At 68.5% G+C, this 22,561-nt stretch carries 21 protein-coding genes and 1 tRNA gene; 10 read left to right on the top strand and 12 right to left on the bottom strand.

The window, feature by feature from the left end:
• Positions 1-9 precede the first annotated feature (9 nt).
• Positions 10-1,896: a DUF4214 domain-containing protein gene (locus ABEG18_RS24455; protein ID WP_406855639.1), complete on the bottom strand. Its 1,887-nt coding sequence runs from the start codon at positions 1,894-1,896 to the stop codon at positions 10-12.
• A 439-nt stretch (positions 1,897-2,335) separates the two neighbouring features.
• Between ABEG18_RS24455 and ABEG18_RS24450 the strand changes: the two genes are divergently transcribed.
• Together ABEG18_RS24450 and ABEG18_RS24445 are read left to right on the top strand one after the other, a co-directional pair.
• Complete coding sequence (locus tag ABEG18_RS24450) at positions 2,336-3,463, top strand: DNA cytosine methyltransferase (protein WP_406855638.1); 1,128 nt, start codon at positions 2,336-2,338, stop codon at positions 3,461-3,463.
• Positions 3,460-3,903, top strand: coding sequence for a very short patch repair endonuclease (locus ABEG18_RS24445; RefSeq protein ID WP_406855637.1), 444 nt, complete (start codon positions 3,460-3,462; stop codon positions 3,901-3,903). Before ABEG18_RS24450 ends, ABEG18_RS24445 begins: the two co-directional genes overlap by 4 nt.
• On the opposite strand, the gene ABEG18_RS24440 is transcribed toward ABEG18_RS24445, so the two are convergent.
• Together ABEG18_RS24440 and lepA are read right to left on the bottom strand one after the other, a co-directional pair.
• Positions 3,845-4,669, bottom strand: coding sequence for a LysR family transcriptional regulator (locus ABEG18_RS24440; protein WP_406855636.1), 825 nt, complete (start codon positions 4,667-4,669; stop codon positions 3,845-3,847). The two genes, ABEG18_RS24445 and ABEG18_RS24440, sit on opposite strands and share 59 nt — an antisense overlap.
• A 298-nt stretch (positions 4,670-4,967) precedes the next feature.
• The gene (lepA, locus tag ABEG18_RS24435; protein ID WP_406855635.1) at positions 4,968-6,773 is read right to left on the bottom strand and encodes a translation elongation factor 4; all 1,806 of its coding nucleotides are present in this window, start codon (positions 6,771-6,773) and stop codon (positions 4,968-4,970) included.
• Positions 6,774-6,899: 126 nt separating this feature from the next.
• Between lepA and ABEG18_RS24430 the strand changes: the two genes are divergently transcribed.
• Together ABEG18_RS24430 and ABEG18_RS24425 are read left to right on the top strand one after the other, a co-directional pair.
• Positions 6,900-7,409: an N-acetyltransferase family protein gene (locus ABEG18_RS24430; RefSeq protein WP_406855634.1), complete on the top strand. Its 510-nt coding sequence runs from the start codon at positions 6,900-6,902 to the stop codon at positions 7,407-7,409.
• Positions 7,410-7,512: 103 nt separating this feature from the next.
• On the top strand, positions 7,513-8,352 hold the full coding sequence (locus ABEG18_RS24425; RefSeq protein WP_406855633.1) for an EamA family transporter: 840 nt from the start codon (positions 7,513-7,515) through the stop codon (positions 8,350-8,352).
• A gap of 7 nt (positions 8,353-8,359) precedes the next feature.
• Here ABEG18_RS24425 and hrcA read toward each other — a convergent pair whose 3' ends face one another.
• Positions 8,360-9,454 carry a heat-inducible transcriptional repressor HrcA gene (gene hrcA, locus ABEG18_RS24420; protein WP_406855632.1) on the bottom strand — a complete coding sequence of 365 codons (1,095 nt, stop codon included), beginning with the start codon at positions 9,452-9,454 and terminating at the stop codon, positions 8,360-8,362.
• A gap of 320 nt (positions 9,455-9,774) precedes the next feature.
• Between hrcA and rph the strand changes: the two genes are divergently transcribed.
• The 4 genes from rph (at position 9,775) to ABEG18_RS24400 (ending at position 12,529) form a co-directional block, all read left to right on the top strand.
• Positions 9,775-10,488: a ribonuclease PH gene (rph, locus tag ABEG18_RS24415; protein WP_406855631.1), complete on the top strand. Its 714-nt coding sequence runs from the start codon at positions 9,775-9,777 to the stop codon at positions 10,486-10,488.
• 31 nt (positions 10,489-10,519) lie between these two features.
• A complete protein-coding gene (gene rdgB / locus ABEG18_RS24410; RefSeq protein WP_406855630.1) occupies positions 10,520-11,149 on the top strand; it encodes an RdgB/HAM1 family non-canonical purine NTP pyrophosphatase in 630 nt (209 codons plus the stop codon).
• An 85-nt stretch (positions 11,150-11,234) separates the two neighbouring features.
• Positions 11,235-11,900, top strand: a complete 666-nt coding sequence (locus ABEG18_RS24405) for a hypothetical protein (RefSeq protein WP_406855629.1) — start codon at positions 11,235-11,237, stop codon at positions 11,898-11,900.
• Positions 11,897-12,529 carry a TetR/AcrR family transcriptional regulator gene (locus ABEG18_RS24400; RefSeq protein ID WP_406855628.1) on the top strand — a complete coding sequence of 211 codons (633 nt, stop codon included), beginning with the start codon at positions 11,897-11,899 and terminating at the stop codon, positions 12,527-12,529. Before ABEG18_RS24405 ends, ABEG18_RS24400 begins: the two co-directional genes overlap by 4 nt.
• A 111-nt stretch (positions 12,530-12,640) precedes the next feature.
• On the opposite strand, the gene rpsA is transcribed toward ABEG18_RS24400, so the two are convergent.
• From rpsA to aroA, 3 genes are all read right to left on the bottom strand, one after another.
• On the bottom strand, positions 12,641-14,359 hold the full coding sequence (gene rpsA, locus ABEG18_RS24395; RefSeq protein WP_406855627.1) for a 30S ribosomal protein S1: 1,719 nt from the start codon (positions 14,357-14,359) through the stop codon (positions 12,641-12,643).
• Between the two features lie 252 nt (positions 14,360-14,611).
• On the bottom strand, positions 14,612-15,244 hold the full coding sequence (gene cmk / locus ABEG18_RS24390; RefSeq protein WP_406855626.1) for a (d)CMP kinase: 633 nt from the start codon (positions 15,242-15,244) through the stop codon (positions 14,612-14,614).
• An 11-nt stretch (positions 15,245-15,255) separates the two neighbouring features.
• Positions 15,256-16,620: a 3-phosphoshikimate 1-carboxyvinyltransferase gene (gene aroA, locus ABEG18_RS24385; protein WP_406855625.1), complete on the bottom strand. Its 1,365-nt coding sequence runs from the start codon at positions 16,618-16,620 to the stop codon at positions 15,256-15,258.
• Positions 16,621-16,830: 210 nt separating this feature from the next.
• Here aroA and ABEG18_RS24380 point away from each other — a divergent pair, with 210 nt between their 5' ends.
• Together ABEG18_RS24380 and ABEG18_RS24375 are read left to right on the top strand one after the other, a co-directional pair.
• On the top strand, positions 16,831-17,217 hold the full coding sequence (locus ABEG18_RS24380) for a TIGR02300 family protein (RefSeq protein WP_406855624.1): 387 nt from the start codon (positions 16,831-16,833) through the stop codon (positions 17,215-17,217).
• 89 nt (positions 17,218-17,306) lie between these two features.
• Positions 17,307-17,382 (top strand) — tRNA-Ala (locus ABEG18_RS24375).
• Between the two features lie 153 nt (positions 17,383-17,535).
• Here ABEG18_RS24375 and ABEG18_RS24370 read toward each other — a convergent pair.
• The 5 genes from ABEG18_RS24370 to ABEG18_RS24350 form a co-directional block, all read right to left on the bottom strand.
• Positions 17,536-17,868 carry a hypothetical protein gene (locus tag ABEG18_RS24370; protein WP_406855623.1) on the bottom strand — a complete coding sequence of 111 codons (333 nt, stop codon included), beginning with the start codon at positions 17,866-17,868 and terminating at the stop codon, positions 17,536-17,538.
• Positions 17,869-18,119: 251 nt separating this feature from the next.
• A complete protein-coding gene (locus ABEG18_RS24365; protein WP_406855622.1) occupies positions 18,120-18,968 on the bottom strand; it encodes an ABC transporter permease in 849 nt (282 codons plus the stop codon).
• A gap of 23 nt (positions 18,969-18,991) precedes the next feature.
• Positions 18,992-19,900 carry an ABC transporter permease gene (locus ABEG18_RS24360; protein WP_406855621.1) on the bottom strand — a complete coding sequence of 303 codons (909 nt, stop codon included), beginning with the start codon at positions 19,898-19,900 and terminating at the stop codon, positions 18,992-18,994.
• A gap of 1 nt (position 19,901) precedes the next feature.
• Positions 19,902-20,978 carry an ABC transporter ATP-binding protein gene (locus ABEG18_RS24355; RefSeq protein ID WP_406855620.1) on the bottom strand — a complete coding sequence of 359 codons (1,077 nt, stop codon included), beginning with the start codon at positions 20,976-20,978 and terminating at the stop codon, positions 19,902-19,904.
• Between the two features lie 123 nt (positions 20,979-21,101).
• On the bottom strand, positions 21,102-22,253 hold the full coding sequence (locus ABEG18_RS24350) for an extracellular solute-binding protein (RefSeq protein WP_406855619.1): 1,152 nt from the start codon (positions 22,251-22,253) through the stop codon (positions 21,102-21,104).
• Positions 22,254-22,561 lie beyond the last annotated feature (308 nt).

The raw sequence follows: 22,561 nt of genomic DNA, 5'->3' as shown, positions 1-22,561 counted from the left end.
TGCGCGTCATCACGCGAGAATGATTTCACCGTTGAAGAAACCGGCTTTCGACAGGTCGATCGAACCCGTGAGAGCGATCACCCTGTCCAAAGCGCTATCGAATCCATTCGCGGCCGAACGGTCCTGCACGACATAGGTCGACCCTTGAAAACGGAACCAGCTTAGCTTGTTGGTGGCGTTTCCCTCCGTGACGGCGTCCAGAGCGGTCGACAGCAGAAATGTATATTTAGAGAGAACGATCTCAGTGCTTTGGAAGGTTGTAATTATATCGAAGCACACGCGGTCACCCGACGAAGCGTCCGTAATCGTGGAGAATTGCTTGAAGTATGCGGGCTCCATTACGTAGAAACGGTCCGCGCCGGGGCCGCCTGAAACGGTGTGAAGGCCTCTGTTGATCAAGATATCATCGTTGCCCTCGCCCCCAACGAGAGTGTCACCATAATATCCAGACTCCAGCACGTCGTTCCCTGCCCCGCCATCGACGTTATTTCCAGATCCAAATCCCGAAAAAAAGTCCTGGCCGGCTCCACCGAAGATGGTCGCTGCATTTGCGCCGGAGAATTTAACTATATTTGTACCTTTTGTTAAACCAGAAGCGTCGAATACCTTTAATTCTGAAGCACTGAAGTCCAACTTGATCCCGACATCTCCCGTGACCTTGATCGTTTTCACGGCGGGGTCGACGAGCTTCACGCTGAGTTGTGAGGCCGCATTGCTCCCCGCACTCGTCACGAAATTGACTGTTTCGGCCGCGACGTCGGTCACGGTCGGATTCGAGCCGCTCAATTCGATCTGGAGCGCATGCCCCGCGGTCGCGTTGTTGATCGTGACGACCGCCGGCGAGTTCACGAGCGAAATCGCGGTCAGCCGGTCCGACGACAGCGTCACGCTTCCGCTGACCCCTTCGAGCGACACGCGCGCCAGCGCGTCCGTGGCGGACGGTCCCGCGTCGGCGATCGTGACGCCCTTGCCTCCACTGAGGCTGACCGACGTCGCGTTGGCGCCCGTCGTGATGGCCACGGTGTCGCTCGCGGACTGGTCGATCGACACGTCGCGGAGCCCGACCCAGGTCGACAGGTCGGCTTTGATCGCCCCGGCGGCGGCGAGCTTGGCGATTTCGACGTTCTTTACGGTGACTTGACCGGGCAGAGCCAGCGCAGCCGGGGACATGACGAACAAGACGTCGGACGACCCGTCGGCTCCGTCCACGGAGTCGAAGGACGTGAAGGTCGCCCCCGGCCCGCCTGTCGCCGTGAAGGTGTCCACGCCCGCCGTGCCGACGAGCGAGTCCAGCCCCGTCGTGAGGGCGAATGTCAGGCCCGGAGTCGGCGCGGGCTCGAGAGCCAGGAGCGAGCCGGAGAGGGGCGGCTTCCCGGCGGCGCTCAGGGTGAGATAGGCCTCGATGTGGGAGCTCGCCTGGGCGGTGAACTCGGCCGACTGGGCGAAGTAGTTCAGCACCTGCGCCTGGCTCTGGCCGGAGCCGAGCCAGTAGGCGAGGCCGGCCTCGTCCGGGCCGCGGCCCAGGACGTTGGTGTAGAGCGAGACCAGGAAGGCCTTGTTGACGTCCGTGCCGGCGCCGTAGCGCGTCTGGAACTCCGCCGACGATACGAAGAGCTTGGCCAGCTCCAGAACGTCCACATAACCCGCGCCGGTGGAGTCGGCCCAGAAATCGAGGCCGCCGAGATCCGGCACCCGGCCGAAGGCGGCCTGGTATTCGCGCACCACCGGGGCGACGAAATTGACCGTGTAGGGCGCGCGCAGGATCGCGAGCTGGGCCGCGGTCGCGGTGAGCTGCCCGGAATCGAGCCTGGCGACGTAGTCGGCCAGTTCGCCCGCGGGCGGATCGCGGAACTGGATGGCGCGGTAGAGCGAACGGACGACATCACTGTTTGACATCTGCTTTCCCGTCAAAAGAAGTTAAATCGCCGTTGTTGATAGATTTTTGATAATTTTATACAGCAACCTTTTGAACGCTCAACGTGAAAAGGTTCACAACACCGATCCGCGCATGCTTGGGATTGCGAAGTTATCTTTTGCTCACCCACAATTGCGGTTTTGAAATCCGGGTGCGGCGGGTCGCCAAGCCGCGGCGAGCGGTCGCGGCGGGGCGCGGAACAAAGTCCGCCGCCTCGTGTTTTTTGAACCGCGTGGGGCGGTTGCGTTTTTGCTGTTTCCGCATCCTCGCCGCGAGCCGAAGCAGAACAGCGTCAGGCGAGCGGACCCGCGCGATGGCTTTCCCGGTCCGAGACTTCGGCCGCCTCGACAGACTCACGCCCGATACCTAGTCTCGGGCGCGATGGGGCCGAGTTTCTATGAATTCTTCGCCGGAGGCGGCATGGCGCGAGCGGGGCTCGGGCCCGGCTGGCGCTGCCTCTTCGCCAATGATTTCGATCCCCGCAAGGCCGCCGCCTATCGGGCCAACTGGGGCGGCGCCGAGATGCGCGTCGGCGACATCCACGACCTCACGGCCGGCGATCTGCCGGCGGCGGGACCGGCGGGCGCCGCGTGCGACCTCGCCTGGGCGTCGTTTCCGTGCCAGGACCTTTCGCTCGCCGGCGGCGGCGCGGGGCTGGGGGGAACTCGGTCCGGAGCGTTCTGGGGCTTCTGGTCGCTCATGGCGGGACTGCGGGACGACGGCCGCCCGCCCCGGCTCCTGGTGCTGGAGAATGTCGGCGGCGCGCTGACGGCGCGCGGGGGCGCCGACTTCGAGGCGCTCTGCGGCGCGCTGGAGCGCCTCGGCTATGCGTTCGGGGCGCTGACCCTCGACGCCGTCCATTTCCTGCCGCAGTCGCGGCCGCGCGTCTTCTTCGTGGCGGCGCGCGAGGAGGCGGCCGCCGGACTGCACGGCCCCGGACCGCAGGCCTGGACGGTCAGCGACGGGCTCCGGCGGGCGCAGGCGCGGCTCCCGGGCTCCCTGGCGCGGCATTGGCGCTGGTGGCGGCTCCCGGAGCCCGGGCCGCGGTCCCGGAGCCTCGCCGACATCTTGCAGGACTCGCCCAACGACGCCGCATGGCATGCGCCGGAGCAGACATCGCGCCTGCTCGACCTGATGACGCCGGCGCACCGGGCCAAGGTGGCGGCCGCGCAGGCCGCCGGGCGGCGCGTGGTGGGAACGCTCTATCGGCGCACGCGTCCCGACGGCTCGGGGGCGAGGGCGCAGCGCGCCGAAGTCCGCTTCGACGGCGTGGCGGGGTGCCTGCGGACCGCTTCGGGCGGGTCCAGCCGCCAGACGATCCTGCTGGTCGAGGGCGAGCGGATCCGCTCCCGTCTGCTCTCCGCGCGCGAGGCGGCGCGCCTGATGGGCCTGCCGGACAGCTATCAGCTGCCGGCGGGCTACACCGACGCCTACCATCTCGCCGGAGACGGCCTGGCCGTGCCGGTGGTGGCGCATCTGCGCGAGCATCTGCTGGAGCCCCTGCTCGGTCTCGGCCGGCCGATGCAGCCGGCCATCGCAGCCGAATGACCGACAAGCCGCAGCAGCGTCCCTCGGCGGAGCGCTCCGCCATCATGCGGGCGGTGCGGGGGAAGGACACGACGCCCGAATTGCTCGTGCGGCGCCTGCTGCGCGGGATCGCGCCGGGCTACCGGCTGCACCGCCGGGAGGTTCCCGGCCGTCCCGATGTCGCCTATGTGGGCCGCAAGGCCGCCATCTTCGTGCATGGCTGCTTCTGGCACGGCCACGACTGCGCCCGCGGCGCGCGCGTCCCCAAGGCCAACCGGGACTACTGGGAGGCCAAGATCGCCCGCAACCGCGCCCGCGACGCCGATAATCTCGCCGCGCTCGCCGCCCGCGGCTGGCGCAGCCTCGTCGTGTGGGAGTGCGAGACGAAGGACGAGGCGGCGCTCAGGGAGCGGCTGGCCGCGTTCGCGCTTCGCCGGCCAGCAACGCCGCCTGAGCCTTGAACAACGCCGCAAGAGCGTCGGCGATTGTCCCTATGACAGGCCGCCGCCTGGCGAGATGATGCGTCACCAGAAAGAGGTCCTCCGACCAGACGTCGCCGGGCGGGCTGATCCGGATGAGATCGGGATCGCTGTCGCCCAGCCAGCAGGGGAGCACGCCGGCTCCCAGTCCGGCCAGGATAGCCTGGCGCCGCATGGGCATGTCGCCGATCCGGGCCGCGACGGGCCGTTGGCCGCGCAGGCGCTCCAGATAGGCCGCCTGCATGGACAGATGCGGGTCTTCGGGCGGCGCGATCACCGGCGCAGTCGGATCATCGCTGCGGGCATAGAGCGCGAAGGCGATCAGCGCGATGCGGCGCACGAACAGGTCGGGCTCTTCCGGCAAGCTCCTCATCCGCAAGGCGATGTCCGCTTCGCCGGTCGCCAGGTTGAGCTTTCGCCGCGTGGGCAGGAACGCAATCTGGTGCGGAGCCGCCGCACGGCTGAGCTCGGGGGCGTGCTGCGACAGGAACAGCGTGACGGATGCGGTCGCGGTGATGCGAACCGACGCTCCGACATCCATTCGGTAGGCTTCGGCGGTCTGGACGGCCGCGCTGGCCCCCTCCGCCATGCCTGACGCGGCTTCCAGAACGGCCGCTCCGGCCTCACTCAAGCGGATGGCGTTCACCCCGCGCTCGATCAACGTCACCCCCAGCGAGTCCTCCAGGGCGGTCACGCGCCGCGCCACCGTGGGCTGGCTGAGCTGCAGGGCCAACGCGGCGCGGCTCATCGATCCATGAGAAGCCACGGCCAGGAAGATGCGCAGATCGTCCCAGGAGGGGGCGGCGGATCGCGGCCTTTGAGAGGTGAGGCGTTCCGGGGCGGCGGGCGGATCAGTCCGAGAATCCATCGTAAAAGGCTAAAGGGCCTTGCGGTCGGCGTCACGACGTCGATCGACGCGGGAGGCGGGCGGCGTGCGTTCATCACCGCAGGATCGCTCCGGCCACGCCCCGGCGCAGCTCAGCAGAATTGAAGAGCGCTCTTCAGCCCTGGGGCCCGGAGCGGCCGCCTGGTAGAACGGCTGAACCTCAGCTGTCCATTTTCAGGGCGGCGATGAAGGCTTCCTGCGGGATCTCGACGCGGCCGAACTGGCGCATGCGCTTCTTGCCCTCCTTCTGCTTGTCGAGGAGCTTGCGCTTGCGCGAGACGTCGCCGCCATAGCACTTGGCGGTGACATCCTTGCGCAGGGCCGAGATGGTCTCGCGGGCGATGATCTTGCCGCCGATGGCGGCCTGGATCGGGATCTGGAACAGGTGCTGCGGAATCAGCTCCTTGAGCTTCTCGCACATGGCCCGGCCGCGCATTTCGGCGCGGGTGCGATGCACCAGCATCGACAGGGCATCCACCGGCTCGGCGTTGACCAGGATCGACATTTTCACGAGGTCGCCGGCCTTGTAGTCGGTGATGTTGTAGTCGAAGGACGCATAGCCCTTCGAAATCGACTTCAGCCGGTCGTAGAAGTCGAACACCACCTCGTTGAGCGGCAGGTCGTAGATCACCATGGCGCGCTTGCCGACATAGTTGAGGTCGACCTGCGTGCCGCGCCGGTCCTGGCAGAGCTTGAGGATGCTGCCGAGATATTCGTCGGGGGTCAGGATGGTGGCGCGGATCCAGGGCTCCTGGATCTCCTCGATCTTCATGATGTCCGGCATGTCGGCCGGGTTATGCAGTTCGACATGCTCGCCATCGCGCAGCGCGAGCTTGTAGATCACGGAGGGTGCGGTGGCGATGAGGTCGAGGTTGAACTCGCGCTCCAGCCGCTCCTGGATGATCTCCAGGTGGAGCAGGCCCAGGAAGCCGCAGCGGAAGCCGAAGCCGAGCGCGGCCGAGCTCTCCATTTCATAGGAGAAGCTGGCGTCGTTGAGCCGCAGGCGGCCCATGGCGGCGCGCAGGTCCTCGAAGTCGGCGGCGTCGACCGGGAACAGGCCGCAGAACACCACCGGCTGGGCGGGCTTGAAGCCCGGCAGGGCCGAGGCGGTCTGGCGGCGCGTCTCCGTGATGGTGTCGCCCACGCGGGTGTCGGCCACCTGCTTGATCTGCGCCGTGATGAAGCCGATCTCGCCGGGTCCGAGCTCGGCCTGGTCGGTCATCTTGGGCTTGAACACGCCGATGCGATCGACCGAGTAGCGGGCGGCGGCCCCCATCATGGTGATGTCCGCGCCCTTCTTGAGCACGCCGTCGATGACGCGCACCAGCACGACGACGCCGAGATAGGCGTCATACCAGCTGTCGACCAGCAGCGCCTTCAGGGGCGCGGTCTCGTCGCCCTTAGGGGGCGGCAGCTTGGTGACGATGGCCTCCAGCACGAGGTCGATGCCGAGGCCCGTCTTGGCCGAGATCGGCACGGCCTCGGAGGCGTCGAGGCCGATGACCTCCTCGATCTGCGCCTTGATGCGCTCGGGCTCGGCGGCCGGCAGGTCGATCTTGTTGAGGACGGGCACGATCTCGTGGTTGGCGTCGAGCGCATGGTAGACGTTGGCGAGCGTCTGCGCCTCCACGCCCTGGGAGGCGTCCACCACCAGGAGCGAGCCCTCGCAGGCGGCCAGCGAGCGGCTGACCTCATAGGCGAAGTCGACGTGGCCGGGCGTGTCCATCAGGTTCAGGATGTAGGTTTTCCCATCCTTGGCCTTGTAGTCGAGCCGCACCGTCTGGGCCTTGATGGTGATGCCGCGCTCGCGCTCGATGTCCATGCTGTCGAGCACCTGCTCGACCATCTCGCGCTCCTGCAAGCCCCCGGTGGACTGGATCAGCCTGTCCGCCAGCGTCGACTTGCCGTGGTCGATATGGGCCACGATGGAGAAATTGCGGATGTTGGAAATCGGGTGCTCGCTCATGCGCCCGGCAATACCAGCGCACCGGCGCTTTTCCAAGGCTCGCGTGGGATTTTAGGCGATTCGCCGCGCTTGCCGCCGCATGACCGAGGGGTGCATGCTCGCGCTGACGCTGCAGGGAGCCCGCCCATGCCCTACTCGGCCCTGATCGCGATCCGGGACGCCACCGAGGCCGACCTGCCGGCGATCCTGGACATCCATAACGACGCGGTGCTGAACACGACGGCCATCTGGAGCCACCACACGGTGGACCTGGAGAACCGCCGCGCGCTCCTGGCGGACCGCCGGGCGAGGGGCTATCCGTTCCTGGTCGCCGCCATGGACGGCGAGGTGCTGGGCTTCGCCAGCTTCGGCGATTTCCGCCCCTGGGACGGCTACGCCCACACGGTCGAGCATTCGGTCTATGTGCACAAGCACCATCACGGGAAGGGCGTCGGCAAGAGCCTGATGCCGCCGCTGATCACGGCCGCCAAGGCCTGCGGCAAGCATGTGATGCTGGCCGGGGTGGAGGCCGGCAACACGGCCTCGCTGCGGTTCCACCGGCAGTTCGGCTTCGTCGAGACCGGGCGGCTGAAGGAGGTGGGCTGGAAGTTCGACCGCTGGCTCGACCTCGTCTTCATGCAGAAGATGCTGGACTGACCGGCGCGCCCGGCTCTGGCGGGCCCGCGCCCGCGCAGGCATTCTGGCGGTCCGGCGCGTTCCGCCTCCCCGTTCAGCGGATTCCCGCCGTGCCCTCTCTCCCGTGACGCCGCTCGTCTTCGCCGCCGCGCTCCTGAGCGCGCTCTTGCATGCGCTGTGGAACGCCGCGGCGCGCAGCCGGCCCGAGCCGGGGCTGGCGCTCGCCTGCGTGGTGATCACCGCCGGGTGCCTGACGACGCCGGGGCTGCTCTGGCTGGGGCTCCCTCCCCCCAAGGCGCTGGTCTGGCTGGGCCTGGGCGCAGCGTTCAACCTCGTGACCATGCGGGCCATGATGGCCACATTCCGGCGCACGCCCTTCGCGCTCGGCTATCCGCTGGTGCGCGGCGTCGCACCGCTCGGCGTCACCCTGATCGGCTGGGCGGCCTTCGGCGACCGGGTCTCGGCGCCGGCCTTCGCCGGCATCGTGGCCATCTCCACCGGCGTGCTGCTGCTGGCCGCCTCGGCGCGGCGCGGCGAGCGCGTCGACAGGGTCGGCGTGGGCCTCGCCGTCCTGGCGGGCTTCGCCAATGCGCTCTTCGTCGTCACCGACGCGCAGGGCGTGCGGGCCACGGGCGACCCGCTGGTCTACGGATTCGCGGTGTCGGTCGTGAACGGGATCACGATGGCGGCCCTGCTGACCCTCGAGGGCCCGGGCCTGCGGCGCGCCTACAAGGGCAACCTCGCCTTCAGCGCCGTGGCGAGCGTGATGTCCAACGGCTCCTACCTGCTGGTGCTGTACGGCTTCACGCATGGCCCGATCGGCGCGGTGTCGGCCCTGCGCGAACTCTCGATCTTCTTCGGCGTGGTGATCGCGGCCGTCTGGCTGCGCGAGCCCGTGGGCTGGATGCGCTGGACCGCCGCCCTCGTGGCGCTCGGCGGCGTGGCGGCGATCCGGCTGGGGTAGGCCGGCGTCACCGCCCCTCCAGCAGCTTGCTCACCACCCGCGCCGTGTAGTCGACCATGGGGACGATGCGGGCGTAGTTGAGCCGCGTCGGGCCGATCACGCCGACGACGCCGACGATCTTCTGGGTGGCGTCGCGGAACGGGGCGGCGATCAGGGAGGAGCCGGAGAGCGAGAAGAGCTTGTTCTCCGAGCCGATGAAGATGCGCACGCCCTCGCCCTGCTCGGCCCGGGCCAGGAGATCGATGACGTCCTTCTTGGTCTCGAGGTCCTCGAACAGCAGGCGGATGCGCTCCAGGTCCTCCATGGCGCGCAGGTCCTCCAGCAGGTTGGCCTGGCCGCGCACGATGAGCTGCCGGCTCTCCGACTGGCCGGCCCAGCTGGCGAGCCCGCTGTCGACGAGGCGCGCGGTGAGCGAATCGAGCTCCGTCTCGGCGCGGCTGCGCTCGTTCTCCACCTCGGCGACCAGCTCGGAGAGCGTCTTGTCGCGGATGCGGGCCGAGAGGTAGTTGGAGGCCTCCACCAGCGCGGAGGCCGGCAGGCCGGGCGGGAGGTCGAGGATGCGGTTCTCGACCGAGCCGTCCTCCGACACCAGCACGACGAGCGCGCGCGCGGCGTCGAGGCGCACAAACTCGATATGCTTCAGCCGCACCGTGGCCTTGCTGGTGGCCACGACGCCGGCGCCGCGCGACAGCCCGGACAACAGGGCCGAGGCCTCCGACAGGATGGCGTCCGTGGTCTTCTGCTGGCCGGAGGCCTTCACCTCCGCCTCGATGCGCGAGCGGTCCTCGGTGGTGACGTCGCCGACCTGCAGCAGCGCGTCGACGAAGAAGCGCAGGCCCGCCTCGGTGGGCAGCCGCCCGGCGCTGGTGTGGGGCGAGAACAGCAGCCCCGCCATCTCCAGGTCCGACATGACGTTGCGGATGGAGGCGGGCGACAGCGACATGGGCAGGATGCGCGACAGGTTGCGCGAGCCCACCGGCTCCCCGGTCGCCAGATAGCTCTCCACGATGCGGCGGAAGATCTCGCGGGAGCGCTCGTTGATGTCCACGAGGCCGGGCCCGGAGCCCTTGAGGTGCGGCTGGTGCGGTAAGTCGCCTCGCATGATCGCCATCGGTCCTGGGCCGTGCGGCCGGCCGGGAGGGCCGGGCCCGCCCGCGGCCCCTGTCGCCAGACCCTAGCATGGGCGCCGCACCGGTCGCGATCAAGCGCCCGCGCGGCCGATGCGCGCCCCGGCCCGGCGGCAGGCCATCCGGTCGGCTTGCGGTCGTGTGCGGCGAAGCCTAGACCATGCTGTGTTTCGATGGAAACACAGCATGGTCTAGGTTTTTTGGTTGTCGCATGCTTCGTGCGAAAAGCCGGTTTCCACCTTTTCGCTGCATGCTCTAAAACCGCCCCACGCTGACCGCAACACAGGATGACCCCATGCGACCCTCCCGCCGCGCGCCCGACGAGCTGCGCAAAGTGAGCCTGGAACGGGGAGTCGCCCGCTACGCGGAAGGCTCCTGCCTGGTGAAGTTCGGGGAGACGCACGTGCTCTGCACAGCCTCCCTGGAGGAACGCGCCCCGCCCTGGCTGCGCAACAGCGGCAAGGGCTGGGTGACGGCCGAGTATTCGATGCTGCCGCGGGCCACGCATGAGCGCACGCGCCGCGAGGTGACGTCCGGCAAGCCCTCCGGCCGGACCCAGGAGATCCAGCGCCTGATCGGCCGCTCGCTGCGCTCCGTGGTGGACCTGACCTCGATCGGCGAGAAGCAGATCGTTATCGACTGTGACGTGCTGCAGGCCGACGGCGGCACCAGGACGGCCGCCATCACGGGCGGCTGGGTGGCGCTCCACGACTGCATCCAGTGGATGCGGGGACGCTCGATGCTGACCGGCAACCCGCTGAAGGACCACGTCGCGGCCGTGTCGTGCGGCATCGCGGGAGGCGCGCCGGTCCTCGACCTTGACTACGCCGAGGACAACGGGGCCGAGACGGACGCCAACTTCGTCATGACGGGGACGGGCGGGCTCGTGGAGGTGCAGGGCACCGCGGAGGGCAAGCCCTTCTCCGAGGAGGAGTTCCTGGCCCTCATGCGCCTCGCCAAGGGCGGCATCGCCCGTCTGGTGGAGCTCCAGAAGCTCGCGGTGACGTGAGCCGCCCTCGAGATCGGACCGGAGGACGCCCATGGCGCGCAAGCTGACCGGCAAGGTCGTGATCGCCACCCACAATCCCGGCAAGCTGCGGGAGATGCAGGAGCTCCTGGCCCCGCACGGGCTGACCGCCGTCTCGGCGGGCGAGCTCGGCCTGCCGGAGCCTGACGAGACCGGCGCGACCTTCGCCGAGAACGCCCGCATCAAGGCGCTGGCGGCGGCCCGGGCGGCCGACCTGCCCGCGATGGCGGATGATTCGGGGATCTGCGTGGCGGCGCTCGACGGCGCGCCCGGCATCTATTCCGCCCGCTGGGGCGGGCCGGAGAAGGATTTCGGGCAGGCCATGCAGAAGGTGGAGGCGGGGCTGCGCGAACGCGACGCCTTCGAGCCCGACCAGCGGCACGCCTGGTTCATCTCCGCCCTGTGCGTCGCCTGGCCGGACGGCCACACCGAGGACTTCGAGGGCCGGGTCGACGGCGCGCTGGTCTGGCCGCCCCGCGGCGACGCCGGATTCGGCTACGATCCGATGTTCCTGCCGGACGGCCACGCGCGGACGTTCGGGGAGATGTCGGCGGAGGAAAAGCACGGCCTGCCGCCGCACGGCCTGGGGCTGTCGCATCGGGCGCGGGCGTTCCTGCTGCTGGAAAGCGCCTGCCTGAGCTGATTTTCGGTTCCGGGCTTTCTCCCGCCACGTTTGCGCCTCAAACGGACGGCTAAATTTCAAACAGTCGTTTGAAAGAGGCCCGCCGATGATCGACCTCAACGCCGTCCTGTCCGCCAGCTTCGGGTTCGTGCGCAAGACCGCCGGCCAGGTCGCCTCGTCGGCGGCGGCCGCGCTCTGCGTGGCGGCGGCCACCAACGCCTTCATGCGGACGGATGCGCCGGCGGCCCCGCCCGCCATCGTCGTGCTGAGCGCCGCGCCGCCCGCCGCTGCGTCCGGCTGGAGCGCCGGAGAGCGCGCCTCGGCGACCCAAGCCCCGTCCTTCACCATCACGGGCGCGTTCCAGGGATCTTGGGACGGGGCCCGTCACGCTTTCCCGATGGACGGCGACCCCGGCTTCCAGGCCTCGCTGTCGCGGCCTTTCGTGGCGCTGGCTTCCGCCGATTGGGGGAGCGCCGCCGCCGAACCCGTGACGGTCGCGGCCGCCAAGCCCAAGCATTCCTCCAAGATCCAGTTGGCCAGCGCGCCCCTCCCCGCGGCGCGCCCGGCCCGGCAGGTCCCGGCGCCGATCACCATCGCGAGCGCCAGCCCCCCCGCGCCGAACGACGCCGGGACCGCCGCCCCTTCGACGCAGGCGAGCGAGCCGCGCCTGTTCGGCTTCAGGACGCCGCGCCTCCTGCCCAGCATGGACGACGTCGTGGGCGGCGTCAGCGCCGCCGCGAGTTCGCTGACGCGGCTCGCGAAGTTCCAGTGACGGAACGCGTCAGCCGGGCGGCGGACTTCACCCGCCGGCGCCTGATCGAGGCCGGGCTGGCGCGGTTCGCGCGCCACGGCTTCGACGGCGCGTCGGTGCGCGCCATCGCCGAGGACGCGCAGGCCAACCAGGCCGCGATCAAATATCATTTCGGTAACAAGGACGGCCTCTATCGCGAAGTCCTGCTCGAGGCTTTCGCCACCTTCGAGCGCTTCAACGCGCTCGACGACGAGGCCCTGGCGCAACTGACGCCGCCGCAGGCGCTGGAGGCGTTCCTGCGGCAGAACCTGTCCGCCATCCTGAGCGCGTCGGACCTGCGCCACCCGCTGGGCGTGGTGAACTGGGAGATCGTCAACCGCACCCCCGTGTTCACGCAGGTGGTGGCGACGCACAGGATCCCGGTGTTCGAGGCGGCCCGGCGGATCGTCGGCCTGTTCCAGCCGGGGCTGTCGGCCGAAGAGGCGGCGCTGACCGCCGTCTGGCTGGTGAACCAGCCCTTCATCTTCGTGCGCAACGCCGAGCAGATGCGTCACCCCCCGGTGAGCGTCACGCTCGACGAGGCCGGGGTGGAGCGGCTGGGGACGGTGTTGACGCGCCTCGTGCGGGGCGGGCTGGAAGCCAGGGCCTGAGAAGGCTGGACATACGAAAGCCCGCCAGGATCGCTCCTGGCGGGCTTTTTCGTGAGATCCGGTTCGTGAAACCCGGCCGAGCCTGCGCCCGGCCGGATCAGAAGACGGGTCTTACTCGCCCTTCTCGGGCTTGTTGGCGCGCTTGAGGGCCGCGCCGAGGATGTCGCCGAGCGAAGCGCCGGCGTCAGCCGAGCCGTACTGGGCGATGGCCTCCTTCTCCTCGGCCATCTCGAGCGCCTTGATGGAGACCTGCACCTTGCGCGACTTGCGGTCGAACATGGTGACGCGGGCGTCGATCTTCTCGCCGGGAGCGAAACGCTCCGGACGCTGATCGGACCGCTCGCGGGCGATCTCGTTGCGCTTGATGAAGGTTGAGAGGTCGGTGCCGACGATCTTCACCTCGAGGCCGGATTCCTTGACCTCGGTGACTTCGCAGGTCACGACCGCGCCCTTCTTGACATCGCCGGCCGCAGCCGCGTCCGCGAAGGGATCGCCGCCGAGCTGCTTGATGCCGAGGGAGATGCGCTCCTTCTCGACGTCGACGTCCAGGACCTGCGCCTTGACGATGTCGCCCTTCTTGAACTCCTCGATGACCTGCTCGCCCGGACGGTTCCAGTCGAGGTCGGAGAGGTGCACCATGCCGTCCACGTCGCCCTCGAGGCCGATGAACAGACCGAACTCGGTCTTGTTCTTGACCTCGCCTTCGACCACGGAGCCGGCCGGGAACTTCTCGGAGAAGGCCTCCCAGGGGTTCTGCAGGGTCTGCTTGAGGCCCAGTGAGATGCGGCGCTTGACGGGATCCACCTCGAGGATCTGCACTTCCACTTCCTGCGAGGTGGAGACGATCTTGCCGGGATGGACGTTCTTCTTGGTCCACGACATCTCGGAGACGTGGATGAGGCCCTCGATCCCCGGCTCCAGCTCCACGAAGGCGCCGTAGTCGGTGATGTTGGTGACGCGGCCGGAGAAGCGCGCGTTGACCGGGTACTTGGCCTCGATGCCTTCCCACGGATCGGCGAGCAGCTGCTTGATGCCGAGCGAGATGCGGTGCGTCTCATGGTTGATCTTGATGATCTTGACCTTGAGCTGCTGGCCGATGGTGACCACCTCGGACGGGTGGTTCACGCGGCGCCACGCCATGTCGGTGACGTGCAGCAGGCCGTCAATGCCGCCGAGGTCGACGAAGGCGCCGTACTCGGTGATGTTCTTGACGACGCCGTCGACGGTCTGGCCTTCCTCGAGGTTCGCGACCAGCTCGGAACGAGCCTCGGCGCGGGTCTCTTCGAGGACGGTGCGGCGCGACACGACGATGTTGCCGCGGCGGCGATCCATCTTGAGGATCTGGAACGGCTGCGGCACGCCCATGAGCGGGGTGACGTCGCGGATCGGACGGATGTCGACCTGCGAGCGCGGCAGGAACGCCACGGCGCCGTCGAGGTCGACCGTGTAGCCGCCCTTGACCTGGTTGAAGATCACGCCCGTGACCTTCTCGTTCTTCTCGTACGAGACTTCGAGCTTGACCCAGCTCTCCTCGCGGCGAGCCTTGTCACGCGAGATGACGGCTTCGCCGAGCGCGTTCTCGATGCGGTCGAGATAGACCTCGACCTCGTCGCCGACCTCGAGGACGCCTTCGCGGCCGGGTCCGGTGAACTCGCGGAGGGCGACGCGGCCCTCGGTCTTCAGGCCGACGTCGATGACGGCCATGTCCTTCTCGATGGCGACGACCTTGCCCTTGACGACCGAACCCTCGAGGGCGTCGGCGGCGGAGAAGGATTCATCGAGCATCGCGGCGAAGTCTTCGCGCGAAGGAGATTTCAAGGCTGCAGACATGTGTTCTCCTGGGGCCCAGGGGCCCGGCGCCGGCGGTTTGCGTTAAAATGCGCTCCGTCTCGCCGACGCTTTCGCGAGAGCGAAAGCCACCGCCAGAGGCGGGCCGGCGCGAACCGACGATCAGGAGCGTGGTTCCGTGTGCGATCCAGGCTCCGAAAGACGGCGCCAGAGGAACACGACAAAGAGGGCGCACCGGGGGGCGCCCTTTCGTCCGGGACGAAGGTCTGAGGGGCTCCTTGCGGAGGATCCGCCTCAGGCGGTCTCCCGCCTCGCAGCGTCGACGTGAGCGACGGCCGCCTGGAAGGCCTGTTCTATATCCAAATCGGTCGTATCGAGCAAGCGCGCATCGGCCGCGGCGGCCAGGGGCGCGGCGGCGCGGCCGGAATCGCGCGCATCGCGGCGCCGGATGTCGGCGAGCACGTCCTCATAGGCCACCGTCTCGCCGCGCGAGACCAGCTCGCGGTGGCGGCGGCGGGCGCGTTCCTCGGCCGACGCCGTGACGAAGATCTTCACCGACGCGTCGGGGCAGATCACCGTCCCGATGTCGCGTCCGTCGAGGACCGCGCCCTCGGGCCGGTTGGCGAAGCTGCGCTGCCAGGCGACGAGGGCGGCGCGGACCGCCGGAATGGCGGCCACGACGGAGGCCGCTTCGCCCATGGCGCGCCCGCGCAGCCGTGTCTCGTCCAGATGGCCGAGATCGAGCGACTGGGCGGCCCTGACCGCGGCCGCGCCGTCGTCAAGCGGGTCGCCATGGTCTGTCAGGGTGCGGGCGACGGCGCGATAGAGCAGCCCGGTGTCGAGATGCGGCAGGCCGTAATGGGCGGCGAGCCGCTTGGCGAGCGTGCCCTTTCCGGATGCGGCGGGTCCGTCGATGGCGATGATCATCGCGCGCCGCCTCAGGCTGTGAAGGACGCCCCGAGGCCCTGCATCAGGCTCTCGAAGGCGGGGAAGCTCGTGGCGATCATGCGGCGGTCGTCGACCGTCACGGGCTGCTCGGAGGCCAGCCCCATGACCAGGAAGCTCATCGCGATGCGGTGGTCCAGATGGGTGGCGACCGCGCCGCCGCCGCGGGCGGCGCCCGCCGCCCCGCGCACCACGAGGTCGTCCCCCACCACCGCGTGGTCGACGCCGTTGCGGGCGAGTCCGTCGGCGACGGCCTGCAGCCGATCGCTCTCCTTGACGCGCAGCTCCTGCAGGCCGCGCATGCGGGTCTCGCCGGCCGCGAAGGCCGCCGCCACGGCCAGCACCGGATATTCGTCGATCATCGAGGGCGCGCGGCCCGCCGGCACGTCCACTCCGGTGAGCGCCGAGTGGCGCACCCGCAGGTCCGCCACCTCCTCGCCGCCCTCCTGGCGGCGGTTCTGCGCGACGATGTCGGCGCCCATCTCCTCCAGGGTGGTGAGGAGGCCGATGCGCAGCGGGTTCATCATCACGCCCTCGACCACGATGTCGGAGCCCGGCGTGATCAGGGCGGCCACGATCGGGAAGGCGGCCGAGGAGGGATCGGCCGGCACCACCACCGGGGCGGGGCGCAGCTCGGGACGTCCTTCCAGGACGATGCGGCGGCCGTGCTCGCCCTCGGGCGTCACCGTGACGGTCGCGCCGAAATAGGCCAGCATCTTTTCGGTGTGGTCGCGGGAGGCCTCCACCTCGATCACGACGGTGCGGCCCGGGGCGTTGAGCCCGGCCAGCAGCACGGCCGACTTGATCTGCGCCGACGCGACCGGAGTGCGGTACTCGATCGGGAGAGGATCGACCGCGCCCCGCAGGGTGATCGGGCAGCGGCCGCCCTCGGCTTCGGCCAGCACCTGCGCGCCCATGAGGGTGAGCGGATCCAGGATGCGCCGCATCGGCCGCTTGCGCAGCGACTCGTCGCCGTCGAAGGTCGCCGTGATCCCGTGTCCGCCGACCACGCCCATCATGAGGCGCGCGCCGGTGCCGGCGTTGCCGAAGTCGAGCGAGCCCGCGGGCTCGCGCAGGCCGCCGACCCCGACGCCCTGGATGCGCCAGGCGCCCGGCCCCGTCCGCGCCACGGTCGCGCCCAGCGCCCGGCAGGCTTCGGCGGTGCGCAGCACGTCCTCGCCTTCCAGCAGGCCTTCGACGGTGGTCTCCCCGACCGTGAGCAGGCCGAAGATCATGGCGCGATGGGAGATAGACTTATCGCCCGGCGCCCGGACCCGCCCCTGGAGCGCTCCGGTGCGGTGGGCCGTGAGCGGCTGGGGAGCGCCGTCATGGGCGCTGGTGGGGGATGAGCTGGACAAGGGTTCCCTCCCGAATGCGAGCCCGTCGGGGCGGGGCCGCAGGTAGCATACGCATGGCGGCGCGTCACGCGCGGGGAGCCGCCGAGCGTCGTCTCGCAAGATTCGACGCGCCGCCAAGGCGGCGCAAGGCCCAGGACACGTTGACAGCCGGGGATTGCGCGACTAACCGAAGCCCTCTCTCCTTTTGTTTTCCTGACAAGGCTGGTCCCAGTGGCGAAACCGGAACTCGGAACCAAGCGCCAATGCCAGAGCTGCGGCGCGAAGTTCTACGACCTGAGCAAAGACCCGATCATCTGCCCGAAATGCGGGACGACCTATGTGGCGGCCGCCATGGCCGCGCCGACGCGCGGGCGCGCCGCCGAGGTGGCGAATCGCGAGGAGGACGAGGACACGGACGAGGCGGCCGCCGGCCCCGAGCTCGTGTCGCTGGATGAGGTGGAAGCCGAGGAGTCCGGCAAGGACATCCCGGGCGACGACGTCGAGATCGAGGACGACATCGCCGAGGACGACGACACCTTCCTGGAAGAGGAAGAGGCCGGCGACGACGATGTGGCCGATCTGATCGATGGCGAAATAGAAGACGACGAAGAGGCTTGATACCGGCGGCGAGGGCGGCTATAGACCCCCTCGCCGACGCAACGCGGACGGCGCGCCGGGGCATCCCAAGCCCTCGGCCATCGGTGAGTGGGGCCATAGCTCAGCTGGGAGAGCGCTTGAATGGCATTCAAGAGGTCGGCGGTTCGATCCCGCCTGGCTCCACCAACCGGATCCTGGGGCGCCCTGCTGGGCAGCGGCCATCAGAATCAGTGACACTCAGCGGGACGCTGCGTCACACAAGCGCCTGACGGACACTCTCATCGCCAGCATCGCGCTCTCAACGGTGGAATCGCCGTCGCCGGGGGATGGCGCGGACGGTCAGCTCCGGGTGTTTTGCAGCAGGCTCTTTTCCGACGCGGGCGCGGGAATGGCGTCCGGCTTGGGCGTCGGCTGGAGCAGGCGCGCCTGCTGGGCGTAGCGGAACACCGAGCGGGTCAGGAGCAGCCCTTCGGCGAGGCCTTCGGCCTGCTCCTCATACTCGAAGTCGCCGGTGTCCAAGGCCTTGATCTCCGCCATGACCCGCGTCTCGAGATCCCGGAAAGCGCGAGGATCGGGCTGCTCGGTCTGATAGGCGTCCAGCACGGTTTGCAGCGCGCGCATGACGGCCGCGATCGTGATCGTATCGATGGAAGTGAAACGGTCGTCGGACATGTCGCATCCTTTACTCGATGATGACTCTCCGAGACGAAGGCGCCTCTTCTTTGGGCGATTGACGGCTCGTCGGTGGCGCTCGGCATCGATCTTGGATTTAAAGTGATCGATAGAACCGCACTTGAAAAGCAATCACAGGTTGTATCGCGCGCCGCAAAAGGGTGTGACTGTGCGATTCCAGGCAAAGCTGCGTCGGACAGTGAACAGCCTGTTAAGCTTTGGCTCGAAAGGCCTGCAGCTGGGCGCAACTCTCAGGCGAGTTGAAGCTCCTGCATGCCGGCCTGCTCGGATCGGCGCAACGCCTCCCGCTCCCGGGCCTGCTCGCGACGGCGCATGATCTCGTAGCCGACCGCGCCCAGCACGGTGACGAGGATCAGGATCAGCCCCAGGGCATTGACGGCCGGGGTGAGCCCGGTGCGGACCTTCGAGGCGATGTAGATGGTCAAGGTCGTGTCGGTGCCGCGGGTGAACAGCGTCGTGTTGTAATTTTCGAAGGACTGGAAGAAGGCCAGCACGGCGCCCGACAGGATGGCGGGCCTGAGATGCGGCGCCAGGATGCGCCGGAACACCTGGGTGTGGCTGGCGCCGAGATCGAGCGCGGCCTCCTCGAGGCTGGAGTCGAAGCGCTGCAGGCGCGCCAGCACCATCAGCATCACATAGGCGATGATGAAGCTCGACTGCCCGATGGTGGCGAGGTGCAGCCCGCCCTTGACGCCCAGCCTGTCCCAGAAGACCAGCGTCGAGATGCCGATGATGACGCCGGGCGTCAGCAGGGGCGACACCATGAGCGCGTACAGGAAGCTGCGGGCGCGGGCGTGCAGCCCGTTGAGCACCACCGCGGCGGCGACCCCCATGGGCACGGACACCACGATCACGGCGAAGCCGATGATGAAGCTGTTCTTCAGCGCGTTCCACATGCCGGCGTCGTTGTAGAGCGCCTCGAACCAGCGCGTCGTGAAGCCGGTCCAGGGCGTCACCGTGGGAAAGCGGCTGGTGTTGAAGGTCGCGACCGCCATCACGACCAGCGGCACGAACAGGTAGAGCAGGAAGAGGCCCAGATAGACCTGCAGGATGCGATCCGAGGCGCGTTCCGACCGCATCCGGCGGCTCTCCTTGCGTTGCGCTACTTGGCGATTTCGGTCAGCCCCACCCGGAAGAGGCGCATCATCAGCAGGATGAACGCGACGCACAAGCCGAGCAGGATGAAGGCGTAGGCCGAGCCGCGCGGCCAGTTCTGGGCCTCGAAGAACCACTGGTAGATGGTCTCGGTGAACCAGCGGGTGCCGGGCGAGCCCAGCAGCGCCGGCACCACATAGGATGAGGCGGCCAGCACGAACACCATGATGCACCCCACCGCGACGCCCGGCTTGGCGTGGGGCAGGACGATGCGCCAGTGGATCCGCCAGGTCGGCGCGCCGAGGTCCCGCGCCGCCTCGATCTGGTTGCGGTCGAGGCTCTCCAGCGCGTTGTAGAGCGGGAACATCATGAAGAGCAGGAAGGCGTAGGTCATGCCGATCAGCACGCCGGCGCTTCCCGAGAGCCAGCGCACCGGCGCGTCGATGAGGCCGAGGCTCTTCAGCGCCACGTTCAGCGGGCCGCTATAGGCCAGCACGATGTACCAGGAGAAGGTGCGCAGGATCTCGTTGATCCAGAAGGGGATCACCAGGATCAGCAGCAGAAAGGCCGTCCGCTCCGGCGGAGCCACCTTGGCGAGGTAGAACGCCACCGGGTAGCACACCACCAGGCAGATGAAGGTGACCAGGCTGGCGCCCCAGATGGTGCGCAGGAAGACCCGGAAATCGTCCGGAAACTCCCAGGCGGCGATATCGACGCCACGAAACAGCGCAGCGTAGTTCTCCAGCGTGTAGTGATCGTTCGGCCCGCCCATCTGGGTGACCGGCAGGTTGGGATGGAACGAGTTCTCGACCATCACGAAATAGGGCAGGACCACCATCGCCAGCACCCAGACGGCGACCGCCGTCAGCATCGCCAGCGTGAGACCGGTCCCGTAACGGCGGAAGAGCTCGCTCATGTCAGCCCTCCCGAGCGGCCGGGAGCACCACGGCGCTCTCGGGCGAAAACACCAGCGAGAGCTCGACCCCGGGGGTCAGCGCCGGCAGGGCGCCGTCATTGGCGACCTGGACGATGATCTCCCCGTCGGCCGCGCCGCGCAGGAACAGATTGGCGAAGCTGCCCTCGAAATCGACGTGGTCGATGCGCGCCGTGAGCCGGTTCGCGCCGTCCCCGCCCATGCGCAGCCGCTCGGGGCGGACGAAGACGGTGCCGGAAGCGCCCGCCTGCAGGGCGGGTCCCGCACGGCCGACCAGCGGCCCGGCGGGCGTGTCGACCCGCGCCAGCCCGCCCTCGACGGCGTCGACCCGGCCGGTGAACCGGTTGCTCTCGCCCACGAAGGTGGCCACGAAGGGCGTCTTCGGCGCGTCGTAGATCTCCGACGACGTCCCGACCTGCTCGATGGAGCCGCGCGACATCACGGCGACCCGGTCCGACATGGTCAGGGCCTCGCCCTGGTCATGCGTGATGTAGATGAAGGTGACGCCGGTCCGGCGCTGGATCGCCCTCAGCTCGGCCCGCATATGCTGGCGCAGCTTCAGGTCCAGCGCTGAGAGCGGCTCGTCAAGCAGCATCACCTTGGGCTCGACCGCGAGGGCGCGCGCGATGGCGACGCGCTGCTTCATGCCGCCCGAAAGCTCGCTGATGCGCTTGTCCGCCGCGTCCGGCATGGCGATGAGCTCCAGGAGCTCCATGGCGCGCTTGCGCCGCTTCTCCCGGGCGACGCCGCGGACCTCAAGCCCGAAGGCGATGTTCTCCCACACGCTCATGAGCGGGAAGAGAGCGAGGTTCTGGAAGATGAGGGCGGTGGGCCGGTCATTGGGGCCGATCCCGGCCATGTCCCGCCCGCCGATGCGGACATGCCCCTCCGTGGGCTGCGTGAAGCCCGACAGGATCCGCAGGATGGTGGTCTTGCCGCAGCCGGACGGTCCCAGGAAGCTGAAGAACTCGCCCGCCCTGACGGTGAGGTTGATGTCGCGCACCGCCGTGAAGTCGCCGAAGCGCATCGTCACGTTGTCGAGTTCGACGTCCTGGCTCATGACTCACCGGCGCGAGGGGAAGGCGGCCTGCGCCGCTCGGCGGCTTCGCCGCACGAAGGCCCGCCGACAGCGCGGCGGACCTCCGGGTCTTTCGGTTCAATGGCGGGACTGAAGCCGAAGGCCTCAGGCCGACATGAACTTCTTGGCGTATTCGGTGCGCTTGGTGATGAACCAGGACGGCTGGGCCGGCCACCACCAGAGGTTCTTCAGCGCGTCGCCCGGATAGGCGCTCTGGAAGAACTTCTTGGAGTTGGCGTCGGCGAGATCGACCGCGCCCTTGGACGTGGAGTTCGCCCCATAGGCGGCCGCCCAGGCCGCGCCGCCCTCCGGAGAGTTCATCCACTGCATCCAGGCGTAGACCTGCTCGAGATTCTTGGCGCCCTTCAGCAGAACGAAGTTCTGCAGCCAGCAGACGGTGCCCTCGACCGGCGCGATGTAGCCGATCGGGAAGCCTTCCTTCATCAGCGCCGACGCGGAGGTGTCCCAGCACATGCCGACCGTGCAGCCATTGGTGCGGAACGCGCCCTGCGCCTCGTTCTCGTTGGACCAGAACTGGGCGACGTTCTTGCGCTTGGAGAGCGCGAATTTGAGGATCTCGTCGTAGTTCGCGGTCATCTTGGCTTCGTCGGAGAAGCTGTCCTCGAACTTGAAGGGCAGCTTGCCCTGGGCCGACAGGCCACGGCCGATGGCCACGAGGCCCGAATGGCCGCGCAGCGTGAGCTTGCCGGCGTATTTGTCGTCGAACAGGTCCATGAGGCTGGCCTTGCCGAACGTCATTGGCGCCTCCTTGGTGTGGAAGGTCAGCGATTCGCTGCCCCACACGGAGCTCGCCCCGTAGCGCTTGCCGTTGACGATCATGGCGTTCGCCGCGCCGCCCTGCAGGAAGGCCGGGTCGACGCCCTCGATGCCCATGCGCTTCTCATCCCAGGGCTGGACGAAGTCGTTGTCGGTCCAGCTCAGCAGGCGATCGGAGGTCGGCTCGGAGATGTCGAAGGCGCCGTTGGTGGCCGCGCCGGTCTTGGCCTGGGCGACCATCTCGTCCTGGCTGCCATAACCGGTGAAGTTCACCTTGATGCCGGTCTTCTTCTCGAACTGGGCGAAGACCTTCGGGAACTCGTCGTAGCCGGCCCAGCCGATGAAGTTGAGGACGCCCGAGGAGGCGAGCGAACCGCGGATGATGGCCGGCGAAGCCACCCCGAGGGCGGCGGCGGCCGCGCCCGCCTTGATCAGTCCACGGCGGGAAATGAGCCCGGCTTCGTTGTCAGTCTTCGTCATGTTCGACCCTCCGGATGACGGCGTCGGCTTCGCCTCGGCCCAGCGTCCGAACCGGACGCATTTGTTGTTTATTGACGACACTTTACGGAGCCATGACGCAAAGCGGAAGCGGCAAACGCGCCCTCCGCCCGACCGCCATGCGGCGCTCCCTCGTCCCATCCCGATCATGGCGGTCCCCCGCGGACGCGCAAGGGCTCAGCCGAAGCCTGAAGCGTAGGGTCGGCCCGACGGGGCGCGGCCCGGCTTTGCGACGGTCACTTGTCACAATCCGACAGGCGCCTCCGCGAAGCTGCGTAAACTGACGGCAG

It is taken from the genome of Alsobacter sp. KACC 23698, from assembly GCF_045348435.1.
In the GTDB taxonomy this organism is placed as follows: domain Bacteria; phylum Pseudomonadota; class Alphaproteobacteria; order Rhizobiales; family Beijerinckiaceae; genus Alsobacter.
The sequence above is the reverse complement of the archived record's forward strand: the minus strand, read 5'-3'. Positions and strand labels throughout refer to the sequence as shown.